The sequence below is a fragment of the Caballeronia mineralivorans PML1(12) genome (assembly GCF_001028175.1).
Lineage (GTDB): Bacteria > Pseudomonadota > Gammaproteobacteria > Burkholderiales > Burkholderiaceae > Caballeronia > Caballeronia mineralivorans.
In genome coordinates this window covers 23,954-49,081 of record NZ_AEJF01000231.1, presented here as the reverse complement: position 1 = coordinate 49,081, position 25,128 = coordinate 23,954, and the positions used below count along the sequence as shown (strand labels likewise).

At 60.9% G+C, this 25,128-nt stretch carries 21 protein-coding genes; 12 read left to right on the top strand and 9 right to left on the bottom strand.

Translation table 11 applies throughout. From position 1 onward, the window contains the following. Nucleotides 1–25: 25 nt before the first annotated feature. Genes EOS_RS38605 through EOS_RS38585 form a run of 5 tightly spaced genes read left to right on the top strand, consistent with a single transcriptional unit; the run spans nt 26 to nt 5,263 of the window. The gene (locus EOS_RS38605; protein WP_047897493.1) at nt 26–1,261 is read left to right on the top strand and encodes an ABC transporter substrate-binding protein; all 1,236 of its coding nucleotides are present in this window, start codon (nt 26–28) and stop codon (nt 1,259–1,261) included. Then, a complete protein-coding gene (locus EOS_RS38600; protein WP_047897492.1) occupies nt 1,261–2,205 on the top strand; it encodes a carbohydrate ABC transporter permease in 945 nt (314 codons plus the stop codon). The genes EOS_RS38605 and EOS_RS38600 overlap by 1 nt, the downstream gene beginning before the upstream one ends. Then, complete coding sequence (locus tag EOS_RS38595) at nt 2,202–3,098, top strand: carbohydrate ABC transporter permease (protein ID WP_047897491.1); 897 nt, start codon at nt 2,202–2,204, stop codon at nt 3,096–3,098. The genes EOS_RS38600 and EOS_RS38595 overlap by 4 nt, the downstream gene beginning before the upstream one ends. Nucleotides 3,099–3,112: 14 nt before the next feature. Next, nucleotides 3,113–4,198 carry an ABC transporter ATP-binding protein gene (locus EOS_RS38590; protein ID WP_047897490.1) on the top strand — a complete coding sequence of 362 codons (1,086 nt, stop codon included), beginning with the start codon at nt 3,113–3,115 and terminating at the stop codon, nt 4,196–4,198. A 42-nt stretch (nt 4,199–4,240) separates the two neighbouring features. Then, nucleotides 4,241–5,263 (top strand): LacI family DNA-binding transcriptional regulator, encoded by a 1,023-nt coding sequence (locus tag EOS_RS38585; RefSeq protein WP_075645473.1) that lies wholly within the window; start codon nt 4,241–4,243, stop codon nt 5,261–5,263. Between the two features lie 9 nt (nt 5,264–5,272). Here EOS_RS38585 and EOS_RS38580 read toward each other — a convergent pair whose 3' ends face one another. Beyond that, nucleotides 5,273–6,019: a FadR/GntR family transcriptional regulator gene (locus EOS_RS38580; protein ID WP_235443100.1), complete on the bottom strand. Its 747-nt coding sequence runs from the start codon at nt 6,017–6,019 to the stop codon at nt 5,273–5,275. Nucleotides 6,020–6,191: 172 nt separating this feature from the next. Between EOS_RS38580 and EOS_RS38575 the strand changes: the two genes are divergently transcribed. From EOS_RS38575 to EOS_RS38555, 5 genes are all read left to right on the top strand, one after another. Then, nucleotides 6,192–7,022: an NAD-dependent epimerase/dehydratase family protein gene (locus EOS_RS38575; protein ID WP_047897488.1), complete on the top strand. Its 831-nt coding sequence runs from the start codon at nt 6,192–6,194 to the stop codon at nt 7,020–7,022. A 104-nt stretch (nt 7,023–7,126) separates the two neighbouring features. Further along, the gene (locus tag EOS_RS38570) at nt 7,127–7,876 is read left to right on the top strand and encodes an amino acid ABC transporter permease (protein ID WP_047897487.1); all 750 of its coding nucleotides are present in this window, start codon (nt 7,127–7,129) and stop codon (nt 7,874–7,876) included. Beyond that, a complete protein-coding gene (locus tag EOS_RS38565) occupies nt 7,873–8,526 on the top strand; it encodes an amino acid ABC transporter permease (RefSeq protein WP_047897486.1) in 654 nt (217 codons plus the stop codon). Before EOS_RS38570 ends, EOS_RS38565 begins: the two co-directional genes overlap by 4 nt. Continuing rightward, a complete protein-coding gene (locus tag EOS_RS38560; RefSeq protein WP_047897485.1) occupies nt 8,510–9,238 on the top strand; it encodes an amino acid ABC transporter ATP-binding protein in 729 nt (242 codons plus the stop codon). Before EOS_RS38565 ends, EOS_RS38560 begins: the two co-directional genes overlap by 17 nt. Before the next feature lie 72 nt (nt 9,239–9,310). Continuing rightward, entirely contained in the window at nt 9,311–10,084 is a 774-nt protein-coding gene (locus tag EOS_RS38555) for a transporter substrate-binding domain-containing protein (protein ID WP_087882061.1), read from the top strand. 79 nt (nt 10,085–10,163) lie between these two features. On the opposite strand, the gene EOS_RS38550 is transcribed toward EOS_RS38555, so the two are convergent. Both EOS_RS38550 and garL read right to left on the bottom strand, forming a co-directional pair. After that, nucleotides 10,164–11,135, bottom strand: a complete 972-nt coding sequence (locus tag EOS_RS38550) for a 2-hydroxy-3-oxopropionate reductase (RefSeq protein ID WP_268760393.1) — start codon at nt 11,133–11,135, stop codon at nt 10,164–10,166. Then, nucleotides 11,095–11,880: a 2-dehydro-3-deoxyglucarate aldolase gene (gene garL / locus EOS_RS38545; protein ID WP_047897482.1), complete on the bottom strand. Its 786-nt coding sequence runs from the start codon at nt 11,878–11,880 to the stop codon at nt 11,095–11,097. The genes EOS_RS38550 and garL overlap by 41 nt, the downstream gene beginning before the upstream one ends. A 409-nt stretch (nt 11,881–12,289) precedes the next feature. On the opposite strand from garL, the gene EOS_RS49075 reads away from it, so the two are divergent. Then, the gene (locus EOS_RS49075; protein ID WP_047897481.1) at nt 12,290–13,840 is read left to right on the top strand and encodes a methyl-accepting chemotaxis protein; all 1,551 of its coding nucleotides are present in this window, start codon (nt 12,290–12,292) and stop codon (nt 13,838–13,840) included. Nucleotides 13,841–13,859: 19 nt separating this feature from the next. Here the strand turns inward: EOS_RS49075 and bluB are convergent, their stop codons facing one another. Continuing rightward, a complete protein-coding gene (bluB, locus tag EOS_RS38535) occupies nt 13,860–14,534 on the bottom strand; it encodes a 5,6-dimethylbenzimidazole synthase (protein WP_047897480.1) in 675 nt (224 codons plus the stop codon). A gap of 352 nt (nt 14,535–14,886) precedes the next feature. On the opposite strand from bluB, the gene EOS_RS38530 reads away from it, so the two are divergent. After that, nucleotides 14,887–16,458, top strand: coding sequence for a methyl-accepting chemotaxis protein (locus EOS_RS38530; protein ID WP_053064197.1), 1,572 nt, complete (start codon nt 14,887–14,889; stop codon nt 16,456–16,458). A 350-nt stretch (nt 16,459–16,808) separates the two neighbouring features. Here the strand turns inward: EOS_RS38530 and EOS_RS38525 are convergent, their stop codons facing one another. The 5 genes from EOS_RS38525 to hpnI form a co-directional block, all read right to left on the bottom strand. After that, nucleotides 16,809–19,154 (bottom strand): bifunctional diguanylate cyclase/phosphodiesterase, encoded by a 2,346-nt coding sequence (locus EOS_RS38525; RefSeq protein WP_047897478.1) that lies wholly within the window; start codon nt 19,152–19,154, stop codon nt 16,809–16,811. 616 nt (nt 19,155–19,770) lie between these two features. Further along, complete coding sequence (locus EOS_RS38520; protein ID WP_047897502.1) at nt 19,771–20,748, bottom strand: lysylphosphatidylglycerol synthase domain-containing protein; 978 nt, start codon at nt 20,746–20,748, stop codon at nt 19,771–19,773. Nucleotides 20,749–20,753: 5 nt separating this feature from the next. Continuing rightward, nucleotides 20,754–21,635 carry a hopanoid biosynthesis-associated protein HpnK gene (hpnK, locus tag EOS_RS38515; protein ID WP_047897477.1) on the bottom strand — a complete coding sequence of 294 codons (882 nt, stop codon included), beginning with the start codon at nt 21,633–21,635 and terminating at the stop codon, nt 20,754–20,756. After that, on the bottom strand, nt 21,632–23,053 hold the full coding sequence (gene hpnJ, locus EOS_RS38510; RefSeq protein ID WP_047897476.1) for a hopanoid biosynthesis associated radical SAM protein HpnJ: 1,422 nt from the start codon (nt 23,051–23,053) through the stop codon (nt 21,632–21,634). The genes hpnK and hpnJ overlap by 4 nt, the downstream gene beginning before the upstream one ends. An 86-nt stretch (nt 23,054–23,139) precedes the next feature. Next, the gene (gene hpnI, locus EOS_RS38505) at nt 23,140–24,363 is read right to left on the bottom strand and encodes a bacteriohopanetetrol glucosamine biosynthesis glycosyltransferase HpnI (protein WP_047897475.1); all 1,224 of its coding nucleotides are present in this window, start codon (nt 24,361–24,363) and stop codon (nt 23,140–23,142) included. Between the last annotated feature and the right edge of the window lie 765 nt (nt 24,364–25,128).

Here is a 25,128-nt window from a genome sequence, read left to right as displayed (position 1 = left end):
GGTGCGACAACCCGGAGGAGACTCAATGAACAGCATGAAGAAACTGGTCGTCAGTGTTTTTGCAGCCGTCGCTGCGAGCAGCGCAGCGCACGCCGATCCGCTGAAAGCCACCGTGATCCACTGGTGGACCTCGGGCGGGGAATCGGCGGCTATCAAGCAGTTCGCCGATGCCTATAACAAAGCCGGCGGTTTGTGGGTCGACAACGCCGTGGCCGGTGCGGACCAGGCGCGTTCCACTGCGCTCAACCGCATCATGGGCGGCGATCCGCCCACGGCCGCGCAGTTCAATACATCGAAGCAATTCCACGACATCATCGACCAGGGTTTGCTGAACAACGTCGACGACGTGGCCGCCAAGGAGAACTGGGACACGACCTTCCCGCCTTCGATCATCGCCAGCATCAAGTCGAACGGGCACTTCTACGCTGCGCCCGTGGACATCCATATGCCGGCCTGGTTCTTCTATTCGAAGCCGGCCTTCCAGAAGGCGGGCATTGCGAAAGAGCCGGCCAACTACGATGAGTTCATCGCGGACCTCGACAAGCTGAAAGCGGCGGGTGTGATTCCGCTCGCGCTCGGCGGTCAGGCATGGCAGGAGAAGATCACCTTCGACGCCGTGTTCGCCGATGTCGGTGGCCCGGACCTGTACCTGAAGATCTATCGCGATCGCGATGTGAACGCGGTCAAATCCGACGCGTTCAAGAAGGTGCTGACGCAGTTCAAGCGCCTGCACAACTACATTGATCCGGGTTCGCCGGGACGTAACTGGAACGACGCAACGGCGCTGGTGATCTCGGGCAAAGCCGGCGTGCAGATCATGGGCGACTGGGCGAAGGGCGAGTTCGTTGCTGCCAAACAATCGGCGGGCAAGGACTTCGGCTGCTTCCCGGGCTTTGGTCCGCATTCGCCGTATCTCGTGGCAGGCGACGTGTTCGTGTTTCCCAAGACCGACGATGCCAACGCGGTGAAGGCTCAGAAATTGCTGGCGAGCGTGATGACGTCGCCGGCTGCACAGGTTGCGTTCAGTGCGAAGAAGGGTTCGATTCCGATCCGCTCGGACATCGACGATTCGAGCCTCGATATGTGCGCGAAGGAGGGCATCGCGATCATGAAGGACAAGTCGCGGCAGTTGCCGAATCCGGAAATGCTGACCCCGCCTGATATCAATGGCGCGTTGCAGGACGTCATCACTAACTTCTGGAACAAGAACCAGTCGGTGGAAGACGCACAAAAGGCCTTTGCCAGCGGGCTGAAAAGCTGATGGCCGTGACGCCCGCCGACAAAGCCTTGCACGAATCGGTCCGGCAGGCGAAGCGCAAACCGCTGAGGAAGCGGCTTGCGCTGGGAGCCTATATCGCGTTGTTGCCGATGGCCTTGACGGTCGTGTTCGCTTATCTCGGCACGATGTTATGGAGCTTGCGCACGTCGTTCACGAACTCGCGCACGTTCGCATCGACGAGCTTCGCGGGCGTCTCGCAATATGTGCGGCTTTTTAATAACGACCGCTGGATGTTGTCGCTGCAAAACATCGTGATCTACGGGGTTTTGTTTATCGTCATATGTCTTGTGATCGGCCTGCTGCTGGCGGTGTTTATAGACCAGAAGGTGGTAGCGGAGGGCGCGTTGCGCACCGTGTTCCTGTATCCGTATGCAATGTCTTTCGTGGCGACGGGTCTTGTGTGGCAGTGGATCCTGAATCCGGAACTCGGCATTCAGGAGGTGCTGCACAGGATCGGTTTCACGCACGCGCGCTTCGACTGGATTGTCGACCAGGATAGGGTGATCTATACGCTCGTGATTGCAACTGTCTGGCAGGCGTCGGGGCTGGTGATGGCGTTGTTGCTTGCGGGACTGCGCGGTATTGACGAAGAGATCTGGAAAGCTGCGCGTATAGATGGCATTCCGCGTTGGCGTGTCTACGTCAGCATTGTGATTCCCATGCTCGGTGCGTCGATTTCAACGGCCTTCATCCTGCTGTTCGTGATGGTCATCAAACTCTACGACGCAGTCGTCGCCATGACGCAAGGCGGTCCCGGCACGGCGAGCGAAGTGCCCGCGAAGTTCATCATGGAGTACCTGTTCGGGCGCGCGAATCTGGGACTGGCATCGGCGGCGTCGATCGTTCTTCTCATTACAGTGCTCGCGATTCTTGCACCGGTCTTCTATGTTCGCAGCCGCGCGTTGCGGTTGAGGGATACCCGATGAACGCGCCACGCCACCCGTTGAAACGCAGGTCGCGCCGCAGGTCGCGTTTTACGCCCGCGCGCTTGGGCGTGTATGCGTTCCTGCTGACATCGGCATTGTTCTTCCTGCTGCCGCTGTACGTTATGCTCGTCACGTCGGTCAAGCCGATGACGGAAATTCGTCTCGGCAATATCCTCTCGCTGCCGATGCATTTCACGCTCGACGCATGGCGCGTAGCCTGGCAATCGGCGTGTACGGGACTCGATTGCCAGGGCATCCAGGTCGGCTTCTGGAACTCGGTGCGTATCGTCGTACCGAGTACGGTGCTGTCGATTCTGGTGGGTGCGGTGAATGGCTACGCGTTGTCGTTCTGGAAACCGCGTGGTGCGAGCACGCTGTTCGCGATCCTGCTGATGGGCGCATTTATTCCCGTGCAGGTGATGGTCTATCCGCTGGTTCGAGTGCTCGCTACCGTGCATTTATTCAGCTCCTTGCCCGGCATTGTTGTGATCCATACCATCTTCGGCATGCCCGTGATGACGCTGCTGTTTCGCAATTACTACGCAGCGCTGCCGCATGAGCTCTTTCAGGCGGCGCGCGTGGACGGCGGCGGTTTCTGGCGCATCTTCCTGCAACTGATGGTGCCCATGTCCACGCCGATCATCGTGGTGGCCATCATCATGCAGGTCACCGGCATCTGGAACGATTTCGTCCTGGGCCTTGTCTTCGCCGGTACCAAGAACCTGCCGATGACCGTTCAACTGAACAACATCATCAACACGACGACAGGTGAGCGCCTCTACAACGTCAACATGGCGGCGACCATTCTCACGTCCATGGTGCCGCTCGTCATCTACTTCGTGTCGGGTCGCTGGTTCGTTCGCGGCATTGCTTCCGGTGCGGTCAAAGGTTAGTCCAGGGCTCATTCATGTCTGCCGTCATGTCGAACGTTTCAATCCGGGATCTGGAGATTCAGCTCGGTTCCAACACGATCATCGAGTCGCTGGACCTGGAGGTTGAACCGGGCGAGTTCCTCGTGCTGCTGGGACCTTCGGGGTGCGGTAAGTCCACCTTGCTGCACAGCATCGCGGGGCTGATCGACGTGAGCGGCGGCAGCATCGAAATTGGTGGCCAGGATATGACGTGGGCCGATCCGAAAGATCGCGGCATCGCGCTCGTGTTCCAGTCCTACGCGCTTTATCCCACGATGAACGTCGAGCGTAATCTCTCGTTCGGCTTGCGCATTGCCGGTACGCCCAAAGCCGAGATCGAACGGCGTGTGACGCGTGCTTCGGAGATGCTGCAACTTGGGCCATTGCTCAAGCGTAGGCCGGCTCAGTTATCGGGCGGGCAACGTCAGCGCGTTGCGATAGGCCGTGCGATCGTGCGCGAAGCGGACGTGTTCCTGTTCGATGAACCGCTCTCCAACCTCGACGCGAAACTGCGCACGGAACTCAGGCGGGAGCTGAAGCAACTGCATAAGCGGCTCGGCGCAACGATGATCTACGTGACCCATGACCAGGTGGAAGCGATGACGCTCGCGACCCGCATGGCGGTCATGCGCGGTGGTGTGATCCAGCAGATCGGCACGCCCGCCGAGGTTTATGCGCATCCGAACAATTTGTTTGTTGCTACATTCCTGGGCTCTCCGGGTATGAACCTGCTTAAGGGAACGCTGCAACGCGAGGCAGGAACGCTGCGGTTTCGCAACAACCATATCGACCTTGATGTCTCCGCGTATCCGTTTCGTCAGGCACCATTGGAGAACCAGCCATGCGTGCTCGGCGTGCGCCCCGAGGACGTCTTGATCGACCCTTCGTTCCAGCGTCGCGGCACGGTGTCGCTGGTCGAACCGATGGGCAATCACCGGGTAATTTGGCTCGATTATCATGGCGCCCAAATCGCGTCGATCGCGCAGGACTCGGCGACGGCAGCGGTTGACGAAATCACGGGCTTTTCGATCGACAGCAAGCGTATTTCGCTCTTCGACGAACCCGCCGGGGATCGGCTTTAAGTCGGCTCGAATGAATACGAAGCCTTAATTCACGGAGTAACAGTGGCAACCCTGAAGGACGTCGCGGCTCTGGCCGGCGTGGGCATGTCCACGGCATCGCGAGCAATCTCCGGCCGTGGACCGGTCTCGGCAGACGCGCTCGCGCGCGTGCAGGCAGCAATAGCGGAACTGAATTTTCGGCCGTCATCGATAGGGCGCGCGTTGTCGACGCAATCGCTCGGCATGATCGGCATCTTCGTGCCGACGTTCTTCGGCCCGTATTACGGCACCATCCTTAAGCAAACCGATACCGAGTTGCGCAAGGTACATCGCCATGTGGTGGTGGCGACCGGCTATGGTGACGACTCGCCGCGCGACCAGGCTATCGACGCCGTGCAGTTCCTGATCGGCCGAGATTGCGATGGCGTAGTCGTGACGAGCCACGATCTGCATGACGACGACCTCATCAAGCTGCATGGCATGCATCCGAAAATGGTGTTCCTCAATCGCGACTTCGCGCAGATGCCGGAAGCGTCGTTTTGCGCGGATCATCATCGTGGCGGGGTGTTGGCGGCGCAGACGCTGCTCGCGCACCAACACAAGAAAATCGCCGTGATTTCAGGGCCTTTTCAGGCTTCGGACAATGAAGCGCGGATCGCGGGATTCTTCGAAGAACTCGCGCGCAACGGCATCGACCGGGCTGCGGTCCAGTTGATCGAATCGGATTTTTCGCCGGACGGCGGATTTGATTCCGCACGGCGACTGCTGGCATCGAAGAAACGTTTTACCGGATTGTTCTGCGCCAACGACACGATGGCGATCGGCGCATTGTCGTGTTTGCAGCAAGCGGGCATCTCGGTGCCGGACGATATTTCAGTGGTGGGTTACGACGATGACTACTCGGCTGCGTTTTCAGCGCCGGGGCTGACCTCGGTGCACATCCCGACCGCCGATTTGACGCAGAACGCCGTTCGATGGTTGCTCAACCAATGTTATGGGACCTCGTACACGATCTATCGAGAGTTCCCCGTGACCGTCACGGAACGCGCTTCCGTCGCTGCGCCGGCGAAACGAACACGCGCATAAGGTCGCGGCTTAAAGGTTCTCTTGCGCGCGCCGCAGCCGCTCGCGGCTGTTGATCAGGTGGAGCCGCATGGCGGTGCGCGCGGAGTCGGCATCGCCACGCTCGATGGCATCGCAGATCTGCTCGTGCTCGCGATTCACGCGTGTCAGATAGTCCGCGTATTCATCGGGTGGAATCTGCGTCGCGGTGAGGCGGGCGCGGGGAATCAAGTGAATGCCGAGGTGCGTCATGATCTCCACGAAATAGCGGTTGCCGGTGGCATGCGCAATCTCAAGATGAAAGTGGATATCCGGCGAGATGGTCTCGGTCGCTTCGCCCACGTTGCGCTCGAAGTCGCTCAACGCACGCCGCATGGACGCGATCCGCGCTTTATCGCATCTGGCAGCGGCTAGTCCCGCGCTCTCCGTCTCGAGGCTGATGCGTAGTTCGAGGACGGCGAGGGCGTCGATGGAACCGGCCACGTCCGCAGGATCAAGTTGAAACAGTCCTCTGCCCCGCGCCTCGCATACAAAGGTGCCGATCCCATGACGTGTCGCTACTAATCCCGCTGCCTGTAACTTCGACAACGCCTCGCGCACGACCGTGCGGCTCACGTTGAAGCGCTGGACCATTTCCGCTTCGGTCGCCAGCCGGTCGCCCACCTTGAGCTCGGCTGCCTCGATCTGCTGGCGGAGTGCATCGACGACCTCGGTAGTCAGGCTGCGCCGGCCCGAGGGGTAGGCAGGGGCTTCGAAGAGAGCACGAGTCGATCGCTGCACGGCCACCTCGATTGGGAAAATGTTTCACCAAAGTTGACAAACGGATGTGCGAATGATTATATGCAGGCTATAGTCATATGACAACGTACAATATCAGTTAAGTGAAGTGGCTAACCCGTTGGAAAGGAGCATGAAAGCTCCGGGTGGCCGCGCTTATTGGAGACAGGCTTACATGGCCAATCAAGAACACAACGTTCCTAACGTTCCCTTTCGTCGTCTGCTGCTGACCGGCGCTGCCGGCGGGGTAGGCAAGGTCATACGTGCGCGCGTGGCTGAATTCGCGGAAACAATTAGGGTGTCGGATCTCGCTGTCGCGTTATCTTCCGATGCTGCGCCGCACGAGGAAGTCGTCCCTTGCGATCTCTCGGACAAACAGGCGGTCGATGCGCTCGTCGCCGGTTGCGATGCGGTCATCCATCTCGGCGGGGTATCGGTGGAAAGGCCCTTCGAAGAAGTGCTGGAAGCCAATATCAAGGGGGTTTACAACCTCTACGAAGCCGCCCGCCGGCACAACGTCAAGCGCGTCATCTTCGCCAGTTCCAATCACGTGACCGGGTTTTATCGTCAGGACGAGAAGATAGACTCTCATGCGCTGCGACGTCCCGACGGTTACTACGGCCTGTCCAAATCGTTTGGCGAAGACACGGCCCAGTTCTATTTCGACCGCTACGGAATCGAGACCGTGAGCATCCGCATTGGATCGGCGTTTCCGGAGCCGAAAGATCGCCGGATGATGGCGAGCTGGCTCAGCTACGACGACCTGCTCGAACTCCTGCGCCGCAGTCTCTTTACGCCGGATGTGGGTCATACCGTCGTCTACGGGATGTCTGACAACGTAGTCAAATGGTGGGACAACCGGTTTGCATCGAAGCTGGGATTTGTCCCGCGGGATTCGTCGGAGCCGTTCCGGGCGAAAGTCGAAGCGCAGCCGGCGCCCGCGCCCGACAGCGCCGTTGCCTTGTTGCAGGGCGGGGCGTTCACCACCACCGGGCCGTTCGAATAAAGCCGTTGCCCGGCGCATTCGAAGCGCGATGGTGAAGCACCCGAAGACTCGACGGGCACGGCGCCGCAAAGCCCGTCCTCGTCACAACCCTAGACATTGCTGCGATGACTTTCTCTCTCGATTTCAGTCCGCTGCTTCCGTACTGGCCCGTCTTCCTGAAAGGCGCGTGGCTGACGTTGAAGATGACGACCGTGGCGGTATTTTTCGGCGTGATCCTGGGTACGCTGGTCGCGTTTGCGAAGCGCGGCAAAAACCGCCTTTTATCGCGCGTGTGTTCAATCTATATCGAGGCCGTGCGCAATACGCCTTTCCTCGTGCAGATCTTCCTCTTGTACTTTGGGCTTGCCGGCTTCGGCGTGCGCATGCCGACGTTCGCTGCAGCCGCACTCGCGATGATCATCAACATCGGCGCCTACGCGGCTGAGATCATTCGTGCAGGTCTCGAATCGGTGCCGCGCGGGCAGCTCGAGGCGGCCGAATGCCTGGGCTTGTCGCGCTGGAGGATTGGCTGGCATGTGATGCTTCAGCCGTCTATCGAAAAGGTTTATCCGGCACTGACCAGCCAGTTCCTGCTGATGATGCAGGCCTCGGCCATCGCGTCGCAGATCTCGGCGGAAGAACTCACGGCCACCGCCAACACCGTGCAATCCGATACCTTCCGTTCGCTCGAAACGTACATCGTGGTGGCGCTGCTGTATCTCGCGTTGTCGTTGTTGATCAAGCTGGTTGCCTGGGCTGTAGGCGAGGTCGCGTTCAAGCGGCGGCGGGTCTTGCGGCAAGCAGCGGAGCGGGCAGGCAAGCCGGCGCCGGATCAAGGACGTATCGACACCGTGATTCCCGGAGGTGCGGCATGACCGGCGGTTTCACTACGGCGCATCTGTTTTATCTCGTGCACTCCATCTGGTGGACGCTTGTGCTTTCCGCACTCGCGTTCGTGCTGGGCAGCATCGGCGGCTTCGGCGTGATGCTCGCGCGCATCTCGCCGCGCCGCTGGCTCAGCCGTCCGGCGATGGTTTATATCGAAGCGATTCAGGGTATTCCGCTGCTGATCCTGCTGTTCATCGTCTACTTCGGTTTGTCGGTGTATGGCTTTCAAGTGCCTGCGCTCGTCGCCGCCGGGCTCGCGCTGATGGTCTACACGAGCGCGTATCTCGGCGACATCTGGCGCGGTTGTATTGACGCCATGCCGAAGCCCCAATGGGAAGCCGCGGAATGCCTGTCATTGACGCGCTGGCAGACCTTGCGCCTCGTGATCATTCCGCAAGCGCTGCGTCTCGCCTTGCCGCCAACGGTCGGTTTCCTGGTGCAGGTGATCAAGATGACATCGCTGGCTTCAGTGATCGGTTTCGTCGAATTGACGCGCGCCGGCCAGATCATCAACAACTCGATTTTTCAGCCGTTCCTCGTGTTCGGGTTGGTCGGGGTCTTCTACTTCGCGCTGTGTTATCCGCTCTCGCGCTGGAGTCAATCGATGGAGAAAAAGCTCAATGTCGGCAATCGTTAAACTCGGGGAGGTCTATAAGAGCTTCGGCTCGAACCAGGTGCTCAAGGGTGTGTCGCTGGAAGTGGCCAAGGGCGAAATGATCGCCGTGATTGGCGCGAGCGGTTCGGGGAAAAGCACGGCGCTTCGTTGTATCGATCGCCTGGAAACCATCGACCGCGGCACGATCGAGGTCTGCGGCATTCGTGTCGACGACCCCAAGGTGGACCTGCATCAGTTGCGCCGCGAAGTCGGCATCGTGTTTCAAAGCTACAACCTGTTCGCGCATCTGACTGTGGAAGAAAACATCATGCTGGCGCTGCGCCACGTGAAGAAGCTCGGGCGCGACGAAGCGCGCCGCGTGGCGATGGCAGTGCTCGATCAGGTCGGCCTCGCGCAGAAAGCCGATGCCTACCCGGAGCAACTGTCGGGCGGACAGCAGCAGCGTGTGGCGATTGCGCGGTCGCTGGCGATGTCGCCGAAGGTCATGCTGTTCGACGAAGTGACGTCCGCGCTCGATCCGCAATTGACGGGTGAAGTGCTGCGCGTGATGGAGGATCTGGCAAAGGACGGCATGACCATGTTGCTCGTCACGCACGAGATGGCGTTCGCCAAGCGCATGGCGGACCGGATCATTTATATGCATCAGGGGAAGGTGTGGGAAGTGGGCAGCGGCGACATGCTCGACTCGCCGCAAACGCCTGAGTTGCGCACCTTCCTGAACAACGGCTTATAAGCATAGGCCTGAAGATCATCTTTTGAACCGATCATAAAAATGGAGACTGCTTTGAAGACCAACCGATTCATCATGCGCGGCTGCGTGGCCGCTTTGTTGCTCGCGGGCGTAGCGCACAGCGCGATGGCCGACCAGCTCGACGACATCAAGAAGGCAGGCAAGATCCGCGTGGCGATCGCGATGGGCACGCCGCTTTTCAGTTACGCCGATGCCAACCTTCAGCCCGCGGGATCGGATGTGGACACGGCCGCGGCGCTTGCCAAAGACCTGGGCGTGAAGCTCGAACTCGTGCAGATCACGAACGCAGCCCGCGTGCCGACCTTGCAGGCGAAGCGCGCGGACCTCGTGATAGCGGACTTGTCGATCACGCCGGAGCGGGCGAAGGTCGTGGACTTCTCGATCCCCTATGCGGTCATCACGATCATCGTGGGCGGTACAAAAAATCAGAAGGTCAAGAACTACGATGACCTGAACGGCAAGACAATCGGCCTCACGCGCGCGACCGTCAACGACACCATCACCACGCAAATGGCGAAGGGTGCGCAGATTCAACGATATGAAGACGACGCCACGCTGATCACGTCGGTGGTGACGGGGCAGGTCGACGTCTTCTCGAGCACGCCGTCGAACCTGGCCGAGATGGTCAAGCGCGCGCCGAATCGCGAGCTTGAACTGAAGTTCCCGCAGAAGGATTTCGACCTTGGCATTGCGATGAACAAGGACGAGCCGAAGCTCAAGGAGTGGGTCAATAACTGGGTGAGCACGAACCAGAAAAGCGGCATGCTCAATACGATCTACAAGAAGTACCACGGCCGCGATTTGCCCGCGAGCGTGACGAAGGGTTAAGCCTGGGCGGTATGAAAAAGGGCATCGCGATGTGTTGATCGCGATGCCCTTTTTGCGTTGGTAGAACGCAGGCCGCAGATCAGCCAGCCGGCGTCTGTCCGATCTCGTGGTTGGCCAGGTACTCGAGCGCGCGGACCATTCCCGAGTGATCCCATGCCTTGCCGCCGTGCGCCGCGCAAGCGTTGAAAAGCGCCTGGCACGTCGCGGTGTTGGGCAGCGATACCCCAAGCGATTGCGCCGTCGAGAGCGCGAGGTTCAGGTCCTTCTGGTGCAGTTCAATGCGGAAGCCCGGATTGAACGTACGCTTCGTCATGCGTTCGCCGTGCACTTCCAGAATGCGCGAGGAGGCGAAACCGCCCATCAACGCCGTACGCACTTTCTCTGCATCGACACCGGCTTTCGATGCCAGCAACAAAGCCTCGCCAACCGCTTCGATAGTCGCCGCGACGATCACCTGATTCGCCAGCTTGCAGACCTGTCCCGCGCCGACTTCGCCGATCAGCGAGATGTTTTTTCCCATCATGTCGAACAGCGGTTTCACGCTGTCGAAGGTAGCTTGCGAACCGCCGACCATGATCGTGAGCGAGGCGGCTTTCGCGCCGACTTCGCCGCCCGAGACGGGCGCATCCAGATAGTCCGCGCCGCGCTCGCGCACCTTGGCCGCGAACTCGCGTGTGGCGATCGGCGAGATCGAACTCATGTCCACCACGACCTGACCTTCGCGCAGCGACGCGACCACGCCGTTCTCGCCGAACAGCACACGTTCCACATCCGGCGTATCCGGCACCATGATGAACACCACGTCAGCCTGCGCGGCCACCGCAGCGGGGCTGTCGCACGCCACAGCGCCAGCCTGCGTCAGCTCGGCCGGTACACCGCTGCGGGTGAATGCCGCGAGCGCGACGCCGTTCTTGATGAGGTTCTCGGCCATGGGTTTGCCCATGATGCCAAGACCGATGAAGCCTGCTTTTTGCATGTCTTTCTCCACAAGTTGTCTAGGTGCGGTCCGGCTACTTCTGCATGAAATGTTTCTGCACGGCTTGCGCCGCATTCCTGAGAAGGCCCATGTCGGCACACACTGCGATCACCTGGCAGCCCATCGACAGATAACGTTCTGCTTCTGCCTGCACGGGTGCAAGTGTGCCGCTCGCTTTACCCGCGACGCGGGCGCGCTCGAAGACGTGCGCGATGGCCTGCTGCACGTCCGGGTGATTCGGATTGCCGATGTGTCCATAGGACGCCGCCAGATCCGACGGGCCGAGGAATACAGCATCGACGCCTTCGACGGCCAGGATTTCATCGATTGCTTCGACCGCCGTGCGACTTTCGATCTGCACCACGACGCAAATATTGTCGTTCGCGGTGCTCAGATAGTCGCTCACGGTTCCGTAGCGATTGCCGCGATGCCCCACCGATACCCCGCGAATCCCCTGCGGCGGATAACGTGTGGCGGCGACGGCGCGTGCGGCATCGGCGGCGCTGTCGACGAAGGGGATCAGAAAGTTGAAGAAGCCGCTGTCGAGCAGGCGCTTGATCACCACGCTGTCATTGGCCGGCGGCCTCACCACGGGGGCGCTGCAGCTGTCCTTGAGCGCCATGAGCTGGGGGATGAGGGTGAGGACGTCGTTGGGGGCATGCTCGGCGTCGAGCAGGATCCAGTCGAAGCCCAGCATGCCGAGCAGTTCGGTCGTGATCGGGCTGCCGAGCGATGCCCAGCATCCGATCAGGGTTTCGCTCTTCAGGACCGACTGGCGAAATGTGTTGGGCAAGGGCTGGTAAGGCGAAGACGGTGTCATGGCTAGGCTTCCTCTGGCTTGACGCCTTAAGTTGGACGCCGGCGTTTCTCGGCGACCTCATACGTTATCAGACGTCATATTACATCGTCGCTTTTCGGAACTGCAAGTGCATTGGCCGCGACTAGGGAAATCGCTGATGAAGTTCTGGATTTGCCTGGTTTGTGTTCCGGTCTGCGCGATGAATCCTTCCAACGCCAAAGCGTTGCCACGGTTATAGCCGGTATTTGCCGAATCGTCGTCCGGCGCTGTATGACGCCCGCCAGAGCCTTATAAAACAAGGCTTTTCGGCACGACGCTCCAACCCGCTCCACGCTTCTGCCTGCCTAAACTTCCCCGCTGATGCGCCGTAAGGAGAGGGTCGGCACGGGCCGATGTCCTCGCGCGAAGCGGCGCATCGTATGGAGATTCGATGAAAACAGCGGTAAGCATCAAGGCATGGCTCAGTATCCTGGTAGCGGCGTTCGCCATCATGTTGGCCGCCACGGGCGGCTACAGCATCTATGCTGCACGAACGGCCGACGTTTCCATGCGCGCCCTCTACACGCAGGACACGCGCGGCCTGGACCTGCTGGCCAAGGATACGATCCGCTTGCTGATCGCACGCGCGGCGCTGCAGGACTACGACCCACGCGCAGGCACCGCGGCGTCGGCCGCGTTGCTGCGTGACGCCCAAGGTGCCATCGACGGCGCCAACGCCGCCTGGAAGGCATTTGCGATGCTTGCAAGCGGCAACGAGGAGCAGGGGCTCATGCACGCCGCAAACAACGCCCGCGAGCAGCTCGTCCAGCAGACGTTATTGCCGGCGGTGGAGGCGCTGGAATCGAAGCGCGTAAGCGATATTCGCGAGTTCAACGAGAACCAGATCAAGGACGCATTCAACGCCTACGACGCCGCGCTGCAGCCGCTCGTCGCCATGGAGTTCGAGCATGGCAAGGCACGTTTTGAAGCCTCGCAGCGACGCACGGAAACAGTCACCTGGATTGCGACGACACTGCTTGCGGCGGGTCTCGTGCTTGCCTTTTTCGCACGTTTAACGTTGGCGCGGATCGTGATCGCGCCTCTGCGGGTAGCTGTCGATGCTTGCACGCAGATCGCGGGAGGCGACCTGACGACCCGGCTCACCGCGCGCCGGCACGATGAGATTGGCCGCCTGATCGAGGGGTTATCAACGATGCAACAAGGCTTGAGCGCGATAGTCGGTGGCGTAAGGGACGGCACCGGGCAGATGGCCGTAGGGACGCGCGAGATCGCATCGGGGAACATCGACCTGTCACAGCGGACCGAAGAACAAGCCGCTTCGCTGCAGGAAACCTCCGCGAGCATCGGGCAACTGACGAGTACGGTTCGCCAGAATGCCGAGAGCGCGCGGCAAGCAAGCGGCCTTGCGCTGACGGCATCGGCAACGGCTAATCACGGCGGTCAGGTCGTCACGCAAGTGGTGTCGACCATGGACGGAATAAACAGTAGTTCGAAGCAAATATCGGAGATTATCGCGGTGATCGAAGGCATTGCGTTCCAGACCAATATCCTTGCGCTGAATGCAGCGGTTGAAGCTGCGCGAGCCGGAGAACAAGGGCGCGGATTCGCCGTGGTTGCAGGCGAAGTGCGCGCGCTGGCGCAACGTTCAGCGGGGGCCGCGAAGGAGATCCGCGAACTGATCACCACGTCGGTAGCGCGCGTCGGCAACGGGGCGGTGCTGGTCGAGAACGCCGGCAGCGCGATGCGCGACATCATCGTTGCGGTGGGAAGGGTTACGGACATCATGGGGGAGATCACGTCGGCGTCGGAGGAACAGACGATTGGCATCGAGCAGGTCAACGTGGCCATCGCGCAGATGGATCAGGTGACGCAGCAGAACGCGGCACTGGTCGAACAGGCGGCGGCAGCGGCGGCGTCGCTGGAAACGCAGGCGGCGCAGATGAACGCGGCCGTCGCTCTGTTCAAACTGGCGGAGGTTTAGCGGCCTGGTTCCAGACTCTTCATGCGTCCGGATGGGGCAGCGCGTCGGGCCAACGGTTCTCCTCGACGCATAAAGACGTCGGTACGCGCTTCGCCCAACCTTCTGCTTGCAGCATGGGTTCGTCGTAGAAATGCTCGACATGTCCGATGCAAAGAATGGCTACCGGCTTCGCGTCGCTGGGCATATGCATCAGCCGTTGAACCGCGCCCACGTCGAACAGCGACACCCAACCCAAACCCAGCCCTTCGGCGCGCGCGGCCAGCCAGATGTTCTGGATGGCGCACGCGACCGACGCGAGATCCATTTCCGGCAGCGTCCGGCGGCCGAAGATATGACGCTCGCGATCTTCCATCAAACCGACGACCACGACCTCGCCGCAATCCAGAATGCCCTGGACCTTGAGCCGCATGAATTCGTCGCTACGCTCGTTGAGCGCCTCGGCGGTTGCGCGCCGCTCGGTTTCCACAATGTCGTGCAGCGCTACCCGCAGGCTCCGGTCCGTTATACGGACGAAGCGCCACGGCTGCATGAAACCGACGCTCGGCGCATGGTGCGCGGCGTCGATCAACCGCGCCATTTGGTCGGCGTCGACGGGGGTGCCGGTGAAATGCCGCATGTCGCGGCGTTCGCGGATCGCCCGGTAAACGGCGGCAATCTCCGGGTCGGAAAAACGCTTGAAGGTCGATTCGGTCATACATCCATGCTCAAAAAAATGCCTTGAGGGCGAACGATTCCGTGATTTTGAGGGTTCAGGCCGCAGTCGCTGAGAATCGAAGGCGGACGGTTTCCAGCACCGGGGGAACGGGATCTTGGCGGCTCCCCTCCGCCGCCACGTCTCCCGTACCACGAACGCGCACCTGATGTCGCTATTCGCCACATCCGTGTCGCCTTGCGATAAATCTTTGCATTGCCGGCTGCCGTTATCTGGTTAATCCACGTAATCGACGCTTGATTCCAGTGGTTCCCTTCACGGTTCGCCCCAGATATCCGGAGGATACAGACCTGTTGCGCCGCGGACTACCGCGACGCAGTGGGGACTAGCCCTTATGCGCAAACACATGACTATTCGCGGCGGCCTGGTCGCGACGATCGCCTTGTATACCATTCTGCTCATCGCGGTCATCGCAGTGGGCATCTTGGGCTTGTACGGCAGCAATTCTGCGCTCAGGGAGATGTATCGCGACGACACCGCTTCGCTGCTGCACCTTAAAACCAGCTCGGAGCGCTTGCTTTTGCTGCGCGGCGGTTTTGGCGAAGTAGAGCAACTGATTAGCGCCGGCAAACCGGCCCAGCGCGAAATTGCCCGGCAGCATGCTCTTCTTAACGAGAGCAACAAGGAGCTGGAGGCATTCCGGAAGCTTCACGAGCCGGTGCCGGCGGAGAAGGCGCTCATCGACGCCATGCAGGCGCGGCGCGACCAACTGCTGGGCCAGGTGTTCCAGAAGGCGCTGACGGAACTCGATCAGGACAATCTGGTGGACTTCCTCACCACCCAGCGTGAGGCGCCGGTCGCGCTGTTCTCCGATTATCAAAGCGCGCTGAGCGCGCTGGAAAACTTCCAGGTCGACCGCCAGAAAGCCCGCTTCGACACTACCGATGCGCGTTTTTCCGCCATGCTCTGGACGCTCGGCGCGGCGGCGATCGCCGCGCTTGTCATCGGCTTCTTTGCGCAGAGGATCTTGACCCGGGCGATCGTACGGCCGATCGACAAGGCCGTCGATCATTTCGGCCGGATCTCGGCCGGCGACCTGACCAGCACAGTAACGGTCCAGAGCAACAACGAGATGGGCTATATGCTTAACGCGTTGAAGGGCATGCAGGAGGGGCTGGCGCAGACTGTGCATAAAGTGCGTTCGAGTGCGGAGACGATTGTGCGTGACGCGCATGCCATCTCTGGCGGCAATCTGGATCTGTCGGCGCGTACGGAGCAACAGGCTGCGTCGCTTCAGGAAGCCGCATCCAGCATGGAGCAGTTGACTGCCACGGTGAGGCAGAACGCCGACAACGCGCGCAACGCCAGCGAACTCGCTGCCGGCGCGTCCGACATCGCACTGCGCGGCGGGGAGGTGGTGAACCGCGTGGTCGCGACCATGGACGCGATCTCCGGCAGCTCGGACCGGATCGTCGGCATTGTCGGCGTGATTGAAGGCATTGCGTTCCAGACCAATATCCTCGCGCTGAATGCGGCCGTGGAAGCTGCGCGGGCGGGCGAGCAGGGACGAGGTTTCGCTGTCGTCGCGAGCGAAGTGCGGAGCTTGGCGCAGCGTTCGGCATCGGCGGCTAAAGAGATCAAGGAATTGATTGGCGACTCTACGCTGAGCGTCAAGGACGGCAGCCAGCTCGTGGCTCACGCAGGCTCGACCATGGTCGAGGTGGTGGAGGCCGTGAGGCGCGTGAGCGCGATCATGGCGGAGATCAGCCTGGCATCCGGGGAGCAGAGCGCCGGTATAGAGCAGGTCAATCTGACCGTAGCGCAAATGGAAGAGATGACGCAGCAGAACTCGGCGCTGGTGGAAGAAGCATCGGCGGCGGCGGTGTCGCTGGAGGAGCAGAGCCGGCAGTTGAACGATGCGGTGGCGCTGTTTCGTCTGAAAGACGATGTTGGTAGTTTTGTCTAAGGGGTTTTCGCTCGCGCTCGGGGTTTGGATTTGGGGTTCTTGCGCTCGTGGGGCTGGGTCGATGCCGGGTTACTGCTCCTCAGTCTGGCGGTTGTTCTATGTTAGTTGTTCTATTTATCACTATTAGCCACTGTCCGTGGCGGGACTTCATTTCTTTTTCCACCGGCGAAAAAGAAACAGAAGCAAAGAAAACGCCTCTCAACAATCGGCTAGTTAGTGTCCCTAGCGTGCAGGCTCGGAGTTTTTGGCACCTGATAGCACGGTGCTCACCAGACTCACCGATGTTTGAAGCCCTCCTTCTCGCGAATCCTGACACGAACACGCTTCGCCCCCAGCCCCCGTCCACCAACCTATTCGGCGGTAGGCCAAGCCAGATGCGGCGACGTCCAGTCCAACTCACTCCCAACGACCATCACCTTGTCGTCGCGCGTGAAGGCCATGGTCACCCCGACCGACGCCCGCCCGCTGGTCAGCGACAAATACGGCTGGCAGAACACGGCCATTCCCATGCTCGCCACCGCTTTCCAGTAATACGGCCGGTGGTCCCATCGCCCCGACTGCGGGCCGGCTAACGGGCCGAGCCGGAAGTCCGCACCCGGTCCCGCACGGCCAATAATTTCAGGTCCCACAATGCGCCCAGTTTCATCGAGAACGAAGCAGCGCTTGCAGAGTTCCAGCTTCGCCATAGGCGCGATGGCCTCTTCGATATTCGCGCCGTTCGACAACGCGGTGGCCGCGCTGGTCAGCATCGCGAGATACGGCGCCAACTGCGCTTCAAAACGTGCAGTCCGCACGGTCCGGCCTTCGGCAATCACATCGAACGCATGGTCGATCCGCCGCATGACCGCCGCCGCCGACGGTAGCGTGGCACTCGGTCTGCCAAGCAGAAACCCCTGCGCGAAATCGACGTTGGATTCGACCGCGAGTATGAGCTCCTCGGTCGTCTCGATGCCTTCCACCACCACCAGCATGTCGGCCCGATGCAGCAGCGAAACAATGGTGGGGAGCAGCGGCTGATCGGAGGCGCGGCTCTTGGCGCGGATCAACTCGCCATCGAGCTTGACGAAGTCGGGCTGAATACGCAGCAGGCGGTCGAGGTTGGAGTGGCCTGCACCGAAGTCGTCGACTGCAATCAGGAAGCCGCAGCCGCGATACCGCCACGCGGCCAGCGCGAGTTCCTCCACGTCCACCCCTTCGGATTCGAGAATCTCGAGCACGACCCCGCCAGGATCGAGTCCCGCCTCGGACACGATGGCCGCCAGCGTCTGCTCATAACCCGCCTGGATGAACGTGGAGGGCGCAACGTTCAGGAACAGCCAGGTGTCCAGCGGCAGGCGCTTGCGAGCGTTCGCGAGGTGAAGATGATGCGTCAGCGAATCCAGTTCGGTCACGCCGGGATTCGACTGCGGGGCGAACAGGGAGTCGGGCTGAAGCGGCGTGCCATGCCGGTCGAACCCGCGCAGAAGGGCTTCGAACCCCACTTGCTTCTGATGCGACAAACTGTAGACCGGCTGGTAGTGGGTGAACAGATCGAAGGCGCCCCAGCGGGTGGCAACAACGGGCTCTTCGTCGACCCGGGTGTCGCTTTCTTCATCGATAGCGGTCGCGCGCACGCGCTCGACCCGCCTGGCCTGCTCGACAAACACCCGGTTACGGCCCGCATGTTTCGCGCGCAACAGCGCTTCATCCGCGCGGTCCAGCAACTCGATGGCGCTCTCGTTCGACCGGCGATGGGCCAGGCCGAAGCTGGCGGTGAGAAAACCGTCAGGCCGCAGGATCGCCGCGACGAGTATGCGCAGCGTGTCGGCAAGCTCGGCCGCGCGTTGCGGCCCGGGCGTCTTGATCAGGACCGCGAACTCCTCGCCTCCAAGCCGTCCGATCACCCCGCCGGGCGGCACGGCGTCGTTCAGGACCTGCGTGACTTCCATCAGCGCGTCGTCGCCACGCGCGTGGCCGTACTGATCATTCAGGGACTTGAAGCGATCGATGTCCAGGAAGATCGCGCTGACGACTTCGCCTTCCGCTTGCGTCTCGCCCAGCACCCGTTCCGCCTGCTCGAGAAAAGCGCGCCGGTTCAGGAGCTTGGTCAAGGGATCGGTCCCGGCGAGCGCCAATAGTTTTTCTTCCAGCATGAAGTGGCTGAGCCGGAACCAGTAGAAGCCGAAATGGAACGTGGTCGCCGTCGGGATGCCGATGGCCACCCACATGGCGCATAAAACGTAGTCGTCGTGAGTGAAGGGCACCGACAGGACAAAGGGCAGCCCGGCGAGGTAGAACGCAATGGTTCCCAGAATGAAATGCCGTGGCGTCAGCCAGAGCGGCGCCGCGCAGATCGGAATGACCATGCCGGCCGGCAACATCCAGAAGAGCGGTTTTTCGACACCTTCGACGTTGATTACCACCCCAATCTGCAGAACGACGATATAAAGCACGCCGATCAGGCCGAATATGAAAGTAGAGGGCGCTTTGGGAATGGCCGCGACGAGCAGCAGCATTGCCAGCGCGCATAGCAGGCGTGGCCAGAGCGGCAGGTCCATGCCCGTCACATGCGAGCGCGCCATGACGAAGATCAGGAATGCCACCACGGTAAAAGCCATCGTGACCGTCGACAGCGGCCGTTGCTGCTCCATCGAACGGCGGTGAAAACAGAGACGAAGCGCGGGTGTGATCGTTGGCGGAAGCAGGGATGTGAGCATGTTCTCGGGTAAGTTTTAGCAGCCTCATTGACCTTTGAGGCTGTCGGCTGCGCCGGGCCGAGTTGTTAGAACTACCGCAGTTATTAGAATCACATGGTCCGGTTATCGTCGGATGAAACGGATTGTCTTACCTTGCGCGATCCGGCTCAAGGAAATGTTTATTCAAGTTCGCCGACTGACGGAATAAGCCCACACGCGCTTCGAATGCCGGAGCAACACGCAGAATGGGTAAAGGCCCTATTCACGCTGAATTCCGGCAATCATGGTCCACTTTTGCGCAGGAATCCACAGACCAATTAGCGGTGTCGCAGCCGTGCCGCGGGTGTCCGGCATTGCAGACTATTTGGGTGCGAATAAAGGGGCAAAAGCTGAACTCGATGCCATCAGTACGATGGCATCTTTAACGGCACGAATGCCAAAAAACATGAGCTGGTCTTTTTCGTCCGGGATGGTTTTGAGCAGCCAATAGGAATGCCATGATCGGGCTATTGAGTTGTGCGTCGCACAACTCCGTCGCGCAGTGCCGTGGCCGCAGTTCAGTGACATGGCTCCACGTGCTGCATTCACGCCACGCGGTCTCCTGGATAAGACCCGCCCAAGCGCGCAAGGTCAGGGCTCAGGTCAACCGGGAGCGGGCGTTGCGGCGCACTTCGGCCAGTTGCCATCCGGCGAGCGCGATGCAGCCAAACAGCACTTCGCGCATTCGCTTCACGAGGGCGAGCGCGATACCCGCTTCCCTGTCTACGCCGGCCATGTGCGCAAGCACCATGATCGCGGCTTCCTGCACACCTAGCCCGGCCGGCATGAAGAACGCCGCGTGCCGGACAGCTTGCGTAAGCGCTTCGACAGCAAGGGCGCTGGCAATCGATACAGGGTGGCCGAAGAAGGCGAGCGCCCAATACACCTCGAGCGCGCCGAGCATATAACCGGCGAGCTGCCACGCGAACGCGCAGGCCAGCAAACCGGGGCGCCGCATCAGCGTATCTATTTCCCGGTCGAGCTGCGCGCCATCCAGCTTCGATAGCAACCGGTGCGACGACCCGAGCCAGCGGGCCGCGTGCTTTTCGAGCGCCTGAAACAACCCGCCACGCCGGACAAGAATAAAAAACACAATGGGAATCGGTAACGACAGCAGCAGCGCAAGACCGATCAGCCGGACTCCTGCGAATGCCTGGGTGGTCGCGACCAGCAATAAGAGGCCGAGTGCCGAGAACGCGTATTGCACGACTATGGTCACCAGCACTTCGACAATGACCGATGCACTGACCCGATTGATGTCGGTGATATACCAGTTGGCAAGCCGTATCCCGACCAGTTCGCCGCCCACGCCCGCCGCCGGCAGCAGGCGGCTGACCGACTCGCGCACGGCTGCTATCCACCACAGCACGCGCAGCGGCGCGAGGCGGCCGAGGAGTAGACGCCATCCACATGCGTCGAGTAACAAGGGCAGCGCGTGAAACGGGACGAGCCAGAGCATGGCGACACCGGCTTGCGGAATACCACGCAGAACATCGGCGAAACCCTCATGCATGGCGAACGCGCCCAGAATGCCGACGGCGAGCGGCCAGCGCGCCCATGCAAGCCAGCGCAGCACTGCGGTCATAGGGTGCGCAACGCCGGTTCGCCGGGCGAGGCGGGAGTCGGGAAGATATCGCTGAAGCCGCCGCGCGGGATACCGGTGGCGTTCATCGCAGCAGCAACGCGCGGTGAGACCAGCGCCGCGAGCTCGTCGGCGTGCACGTAGCCGGCCATAGAAGGCGTGATTGGACCGTTGCCCGGCGCCGCCGGGTGGCAGTAGATCTCGTTCACGCCAGCGGGGAGGGTGGCGAGCGCCTTGATGAAGGCCGCTTCGTCCATCCGTCCGCTCCCTGCAATACCCGCTACGTGATCATTATGCGCAATGTGGCGCCGGTCCAGCCGGGCCCGCACGAGCGCGATCCAGGGGCGCAGCGCCAGCGATCCGCCAGCCTCGTACGGCAGGCGCATGCTCCGCATGCCGTACTCGCTGCCAATCTCGAGCAAGAGCGACAACACCGTTGGATGAAGATGGAAATGCTTGTGGGTATTGACATGATCGAGCGTGAGCCCGGTCGCGGCGAACGCCTCGAACTGCGCGCGAATCTCACGGGCGAGCTGCGCACGGACGCGCGGAAGAAAGAAAAAGCGAATTCCGTCGCGCACCATGGTGTCGCCGAAACGGCCCTGGGCATCCACGAGTTGTGGAATCTCGCTACGCGGCGACATTGCCCGGCCATCTGCCAGGACGACATGTAACCCCACACGCAACGTGGGCAGGCGTCGTGCGCGCTCGACGGCATCCGCGGCGGCATCCCCTGCGACCATCAGGCTGGCCGCCGTCAGCACGCCACTCTGGTGAGCGTGCTCCACCGCCTCGTTCACACGCGTGTGCAGGCCGAAATCGTCCGCGGTGACAATCAATGCACGCCGTGCCGGTCGAGCCGCCGCAGGCGTTGCGATCATGCTTCGTGAGTGCGCAGGAAGCGGAAGAACTCGACGCCTTCACGCAAGCGCCGTTTCATCATCTCCCAGCTCATGAGCATTTCGCGCACGATTTCCCAGATCTTCGATGGCCGGAAATAGAACTGCTTGTAGAACCTTTCGAGCCCGTGATAGATCTCTTCACGCGACAAATGCGGATAACCGATGGCGGCCAGCTGCACGCCTTCCGCGCTCACCAGATTGATGACCTTGTTCTCCTCGAGCCAGCCGTTGTCCACGGCCTGCTTGTAGAGCGTGGTGCCCGGGTAGGGCGCAGCAAGCGACACCTGGATGGTGTGCGGATTGATTTCCTTCGCATAGCGAATGGTATTTTCGATCGTCTCACGTGTTTCGCCGGGAAGCCCGAGAATGAACGTGCCGTGAACCTTGATGCCGAGTTTCCGGCAGTCAACGCTAAAGCGCCGCGCCATGTCCGTGCGCAGCCCTTTTTTAATGTTCAGCAGGATCTGGTCGTCGCCGGATTCATAGCCCACCAGCAGCAGCCGCAAGCCGTTCTCCTTCATGATCTTGAGCGTCGCATACGGCACGTTGGCCTTCGCGTTGCAGGACCATGTGACGCCGAGCTTGCCGAGTCCGCGCGCAATCTCTTCCACGCGCGGCTTGAAGTCGGTGAAGGTGTCGTCGTCGAACATGATCTCCTTGACTTCAGGCATGTTGTCGCGAATCCACTTCACTTCTTCCAGCACGTTCTCGACCGAGCGGGTGCGATAGCGATGACCGCCCACGGTCTGGGGCCACAGGCAGAACGTGCAGCGCGAGCGGCAGCCACGGCCCGTGTAGATCGACACATAAGGGTGTGACAGGTAGCCGATAAAATAATTGTCGATCTTGAGATCGCGCTTGTAGACCGGCGCGACGAAGGGCAATGAATCCATGTCCTCGAGAATGGGACGCGCCTCGTTATGCTCGATCGAACCGTCGGGCAGCCGGTAGCTCAGGCCCAAGATCTGCGCGAAGGGTTTGCCTTCGGACACTTCCAGGCAGGTGAAATCGAACTCTTCACGGCAGACGAAATCGATCGCATCGCTTGCCGCCAGCGAATTGTGCGGATCGACCGCGACTTTGGCACCCACCATGCCGATCAGGAGCGAGGGTTTGTGTTCCTTCAGCTTCTCGGCGAACAATGCATCGCTTGGAAACGACGGGGTGCTCGTATGGATGATTACCAGCTCGTAAGCCTCGGCAATCTTGAGCGTGCCCTCGACGGACAAACCGTCGGCCGGCGCATCGAGCACGCGGCTGTCCGGCACCAGCGCAGCGGGCTGGGCGAGCCAGGTCGGATACCAGAACGAGCGGATTTCGCGCTTCGCCTGGTAGCGCGAACCTGCGCCGCCGTCGAAGCCATCGAACGATGGGGCCTGCAAGAACAGCGTTTTCATGTGGGGCTCCTGAAACTTTTTGCATGGTACCGCTTCATTGATTTTTCTTCACAACTCACCTTGCGCCCTCGGGCGGGTGCGGTGTTTCAGCGGTCGTCCGACACGTCGGTCAAATTCACCTCCGGCGCGACGACTCTCGGCACGATCCGGATGCGTGCCCCGCGCCACATCACGTGCGAACCGAACGCCGCCGCGATCCATTCGGCGGACAACAGCAGGTCGCGCAGCGGAATGAGCGGGAGGTCGCGCCAGAATGAACGCCAGTCGCGCGTGTTTCTCCAGTGCAGCAGCAGCCGTGCACTGAGGCCGAACGAGGTGCTCAGGTCGACGATCATGTCGGCCGTGGAGTCGGCAATCGAGCCGCCGCTCCAGTCGAAGCCGAGGCCCAGCAGCCAGCTCGCGATTAACCATGGCGTGGTGAAGGTGATGAAGAGAAAGGCGAAACCGAGCGGATTGATCGAGCGGATGGTGCGCAGCCAGCGTGTCTCGCGTAACCAGAGCGAGGGCAGGTCGCGCTCGGTTACGTCGGTGGTCACGGTGAGTTCCGACACATGCGTGCGCAAGCCCAGCTCGCGTACATATTCGGCCAGCCAGAAGTCGTCCGCGACGCAATCCTTCAGTTCATGAAAGCCGCCGATCGCATCGAGCGTTTCGCGCCGCAGCGCGAGCGTTGCACCGAAACCAAAACGGCTCGTGCCGACCGCCCGCGCGACATGCACTGAAGGCACGAACCATTCGTCGATGAACAGCGCGCCGAGCCGTGCCCACACGTCTCCCACCCGCCGGGCGCGGTAGAGGCACGTGACCACGCCGACCTGGCCCGAAGCCAGCGGGGCGGAGACGGTATGCAGATAATCCGGCGGGACCGCAATGTCGCTGTCCGCGATCACGATGACCTCGTGGCGCGCGTGCTGTGCGAGATTGATCAGGTTGCTGACCTTGAGGTTGACGCCGTGCACGGAGTCGTTGACGACGAGCGTGATGTCGAGCTCCGGATACGCCTCGCGCAGCCGGTTCACGACGCCGACGGCCGGGTCGCTTGCTGACGACACGCCAAAGAGCAGTTGAAACTGCGGATGCGTCTGCCGGCAGAACGTCTCGAGGTTGGCGTAGAGGCGCGGCTCCAGGCCGCATAAAGGCTTGAGCACGCTGATGCTCACGGGCTTCGGGCGCTGTCCGTCCGGGTGCGCCATCCTCCACCAGGGCCGTGAACCGTGACGCATGAGTGCTGCGACCGTTATGTAGAGGGATGAGAGGCAGCAGAGAACAATCAGCATCCATTCGGTAACGGGTAGCGGCGACCAGGTCATGCGGTTCCCCTGCATCTATCGGTGGCATGTCTTGCTCAGACAAGACATGCCGGTTAGCGGGTTATTAGACCGAGCTGTTTCGTCCAGGAATACATCCCGCTTCGGTCGTTGTTCAAGCGTTGGTGGGTGCCAGCGGATAGGTCGCTGTCGCACGTAAATATATCGTGCACTGATTCGATACATCAATTGAAATCTCTTACGTTAGACGGAACGATCTGTTGCGTCAGACAGAACGAGCGGCGTAAAGTTTATTTCAATTTGCTTTCGACAGACAGGCGCTGCTGAGGCAATTGTCAATAAACACGCTGTTTATGGGCGTGGGCCGGCGGGTATCTGCGCCTGAGGGAATACGTTCACCAAACTGGAATCGGAAAACGTCGGCCAATGGTCATTGTTGAATGAGATGCAACAGCGGCTCACCGTGCCTTTTGCGCCACGCCTCGTGTCGTGTGCCGCGTATTTAACCCGGAGCTTATTTCTTCATATGCAAGCTTTGGCAGGTCGCGCCTTGACACATGATTCTCATCCCGCCAGCAAGGTTAGCGCGCTCAATACTGTTTTGTTTCGGGCAACTGGAGTAACGCGCGTCTAGCGTCGTTTCATTGCATCACCGGTTCAGCAGCGCCAGCGCGATCATGCGATTCACTGCAGCGGCACGGCCGCTTCGGACATGGCCAATTCGTGTATTCATCTAGACGTCTTGCAAGCGTCACCGCAACGTCATGTTGCATTCCTAGAATCCGTCCGACGCGGCAACGCTTTGAA

Excerpts from the sequence above, each read along its gene's own strand:
- EOS_RS38605 (WP_047897493.1), top strand. The coding sequence starts at position 26 with ATGAACAGCATGAAGAAACTGGTCGTCAGTGTTTTTGCAGCCGTCGCT.
- EOS_RS38600 (WP_047897492.1), top strand. The coding sequence starts at position 1,261 with ATGGCCGTGACGCCCGCCGACAAAGCCTTGCACGAATCGGTCCGGCAG.
- EOS_RS38595 (WP_047897491.1), top strand. The coding sequence starts at position 2,202 with ATGAACGCGCCACGCCACCCGTTGAAACGCAGGTCGCGCCGCAGGTCG.
- EOS_RS38590 (WP_047897490.1), top strand. The coding sequence starts at position 3,113 with ATGTCTGCCGTCATGTCGAACGTTTCAATCCGGGATCTGGAGATTCAG.
- EOS_RS38575 (WP_047897488.1), top strand. The coding sequence starts at position 6,192 with ATGGCCAATCAAGAACACAACGTTCCTAACGTTCCCTTTCGTCGTCTG.
- EOS_RS38570 (WP_047897487.1), top strand. The coding sequence starts at position 7,127 with ATGACTTTCTCTCTCGATTTCAGTCCGCTGCTTCCGTACTGGCCCGTC.
- EOS_RS38565 (WP_047897486.1), top strand. The coding sequence starts at position 7,873 with ATGACCGGCGGTTTCACTACGGCGCATCTGTTTTATCTCGTGCACTCC.
- EOS_RS38560 (WP_047897485.1), top strand. The coding sequence starts at position 8,510 with ATGTCGGCAATCGTTAAACTCGGGGAGGTCTATAAGAGCTTCGGCTCG.
- EOS_RS38555 (WP_087882061.1), top strand. The coding sequence starts at position 9,311 with ATGCGCGGCTGCGTGGCCGCTTTGTTGCTCGCGGGCGTAGCGCACAGC.
- EOS_RS38550 (WP_268760393.1), bottom strand. The coding sequence starts at position 11,135 with ATGCGGCGCAAGCCGTGCAGAAACATTTCATGCAGAAGTAGCCGGACC.
- garL (WP_047897482.1), bottom strand. The coding sequence starts at position 11,880 with ATGACACCGTCTTCGCCTTACCAGCCCTTGCCCAACACATTTCGCCAG.
- EOS_RS49075 (WP_047897481.1), top strand. The coding sequence starts at position 12,290 with ATGAAAACAGCGGTAAGCATCAAGGCATGGCTCAGTATCCTGGTAGCG.
- bluB (WP_047897480.1), bottom strand. The coding sequence starts at position 14,534 with ATGACCGAATCGACCTTCAAGCGTTTTTCCGACCCGGAGATTGCCGCC.
- EOS_RS38530 (WP_053064197.1), top strand. The coding sequence starts at position 14,887 with ATGCGCAAACACATGACTATTCGCGGCGGCCTGGTCGCGACGATCGCC.
- EOS_RS38525 (WP_047897478.1), bottom strand. The coding sequence starts at position 19,154 with ATGCTCACATCCCTGCTTCCGCCAACGATCACACCCGCGCTTCGTCTC.
- hpnK (WP_047897477.1), bottom strand. The coding sequence starts at position 21,635 with ATGATCGCAACGCCTGCGGCGGCTCGACCGGCACGGCGTGCATTGATT.
- hpnJ (WP_047897476.1), bottom strand. The coding sequence starts at position 23,053 with ATGAAAACGCTGTTCTTGCAGGCCCCATCGTTCGATGGCTTCGACGGC.
- hpnI (WP_047897475.1), bottom strand. The coding sequence starts at position 24,363 with ATGACCTGGTCGCCGCTACCCGTTACCGAATGGATGCTGATTGTTCTC.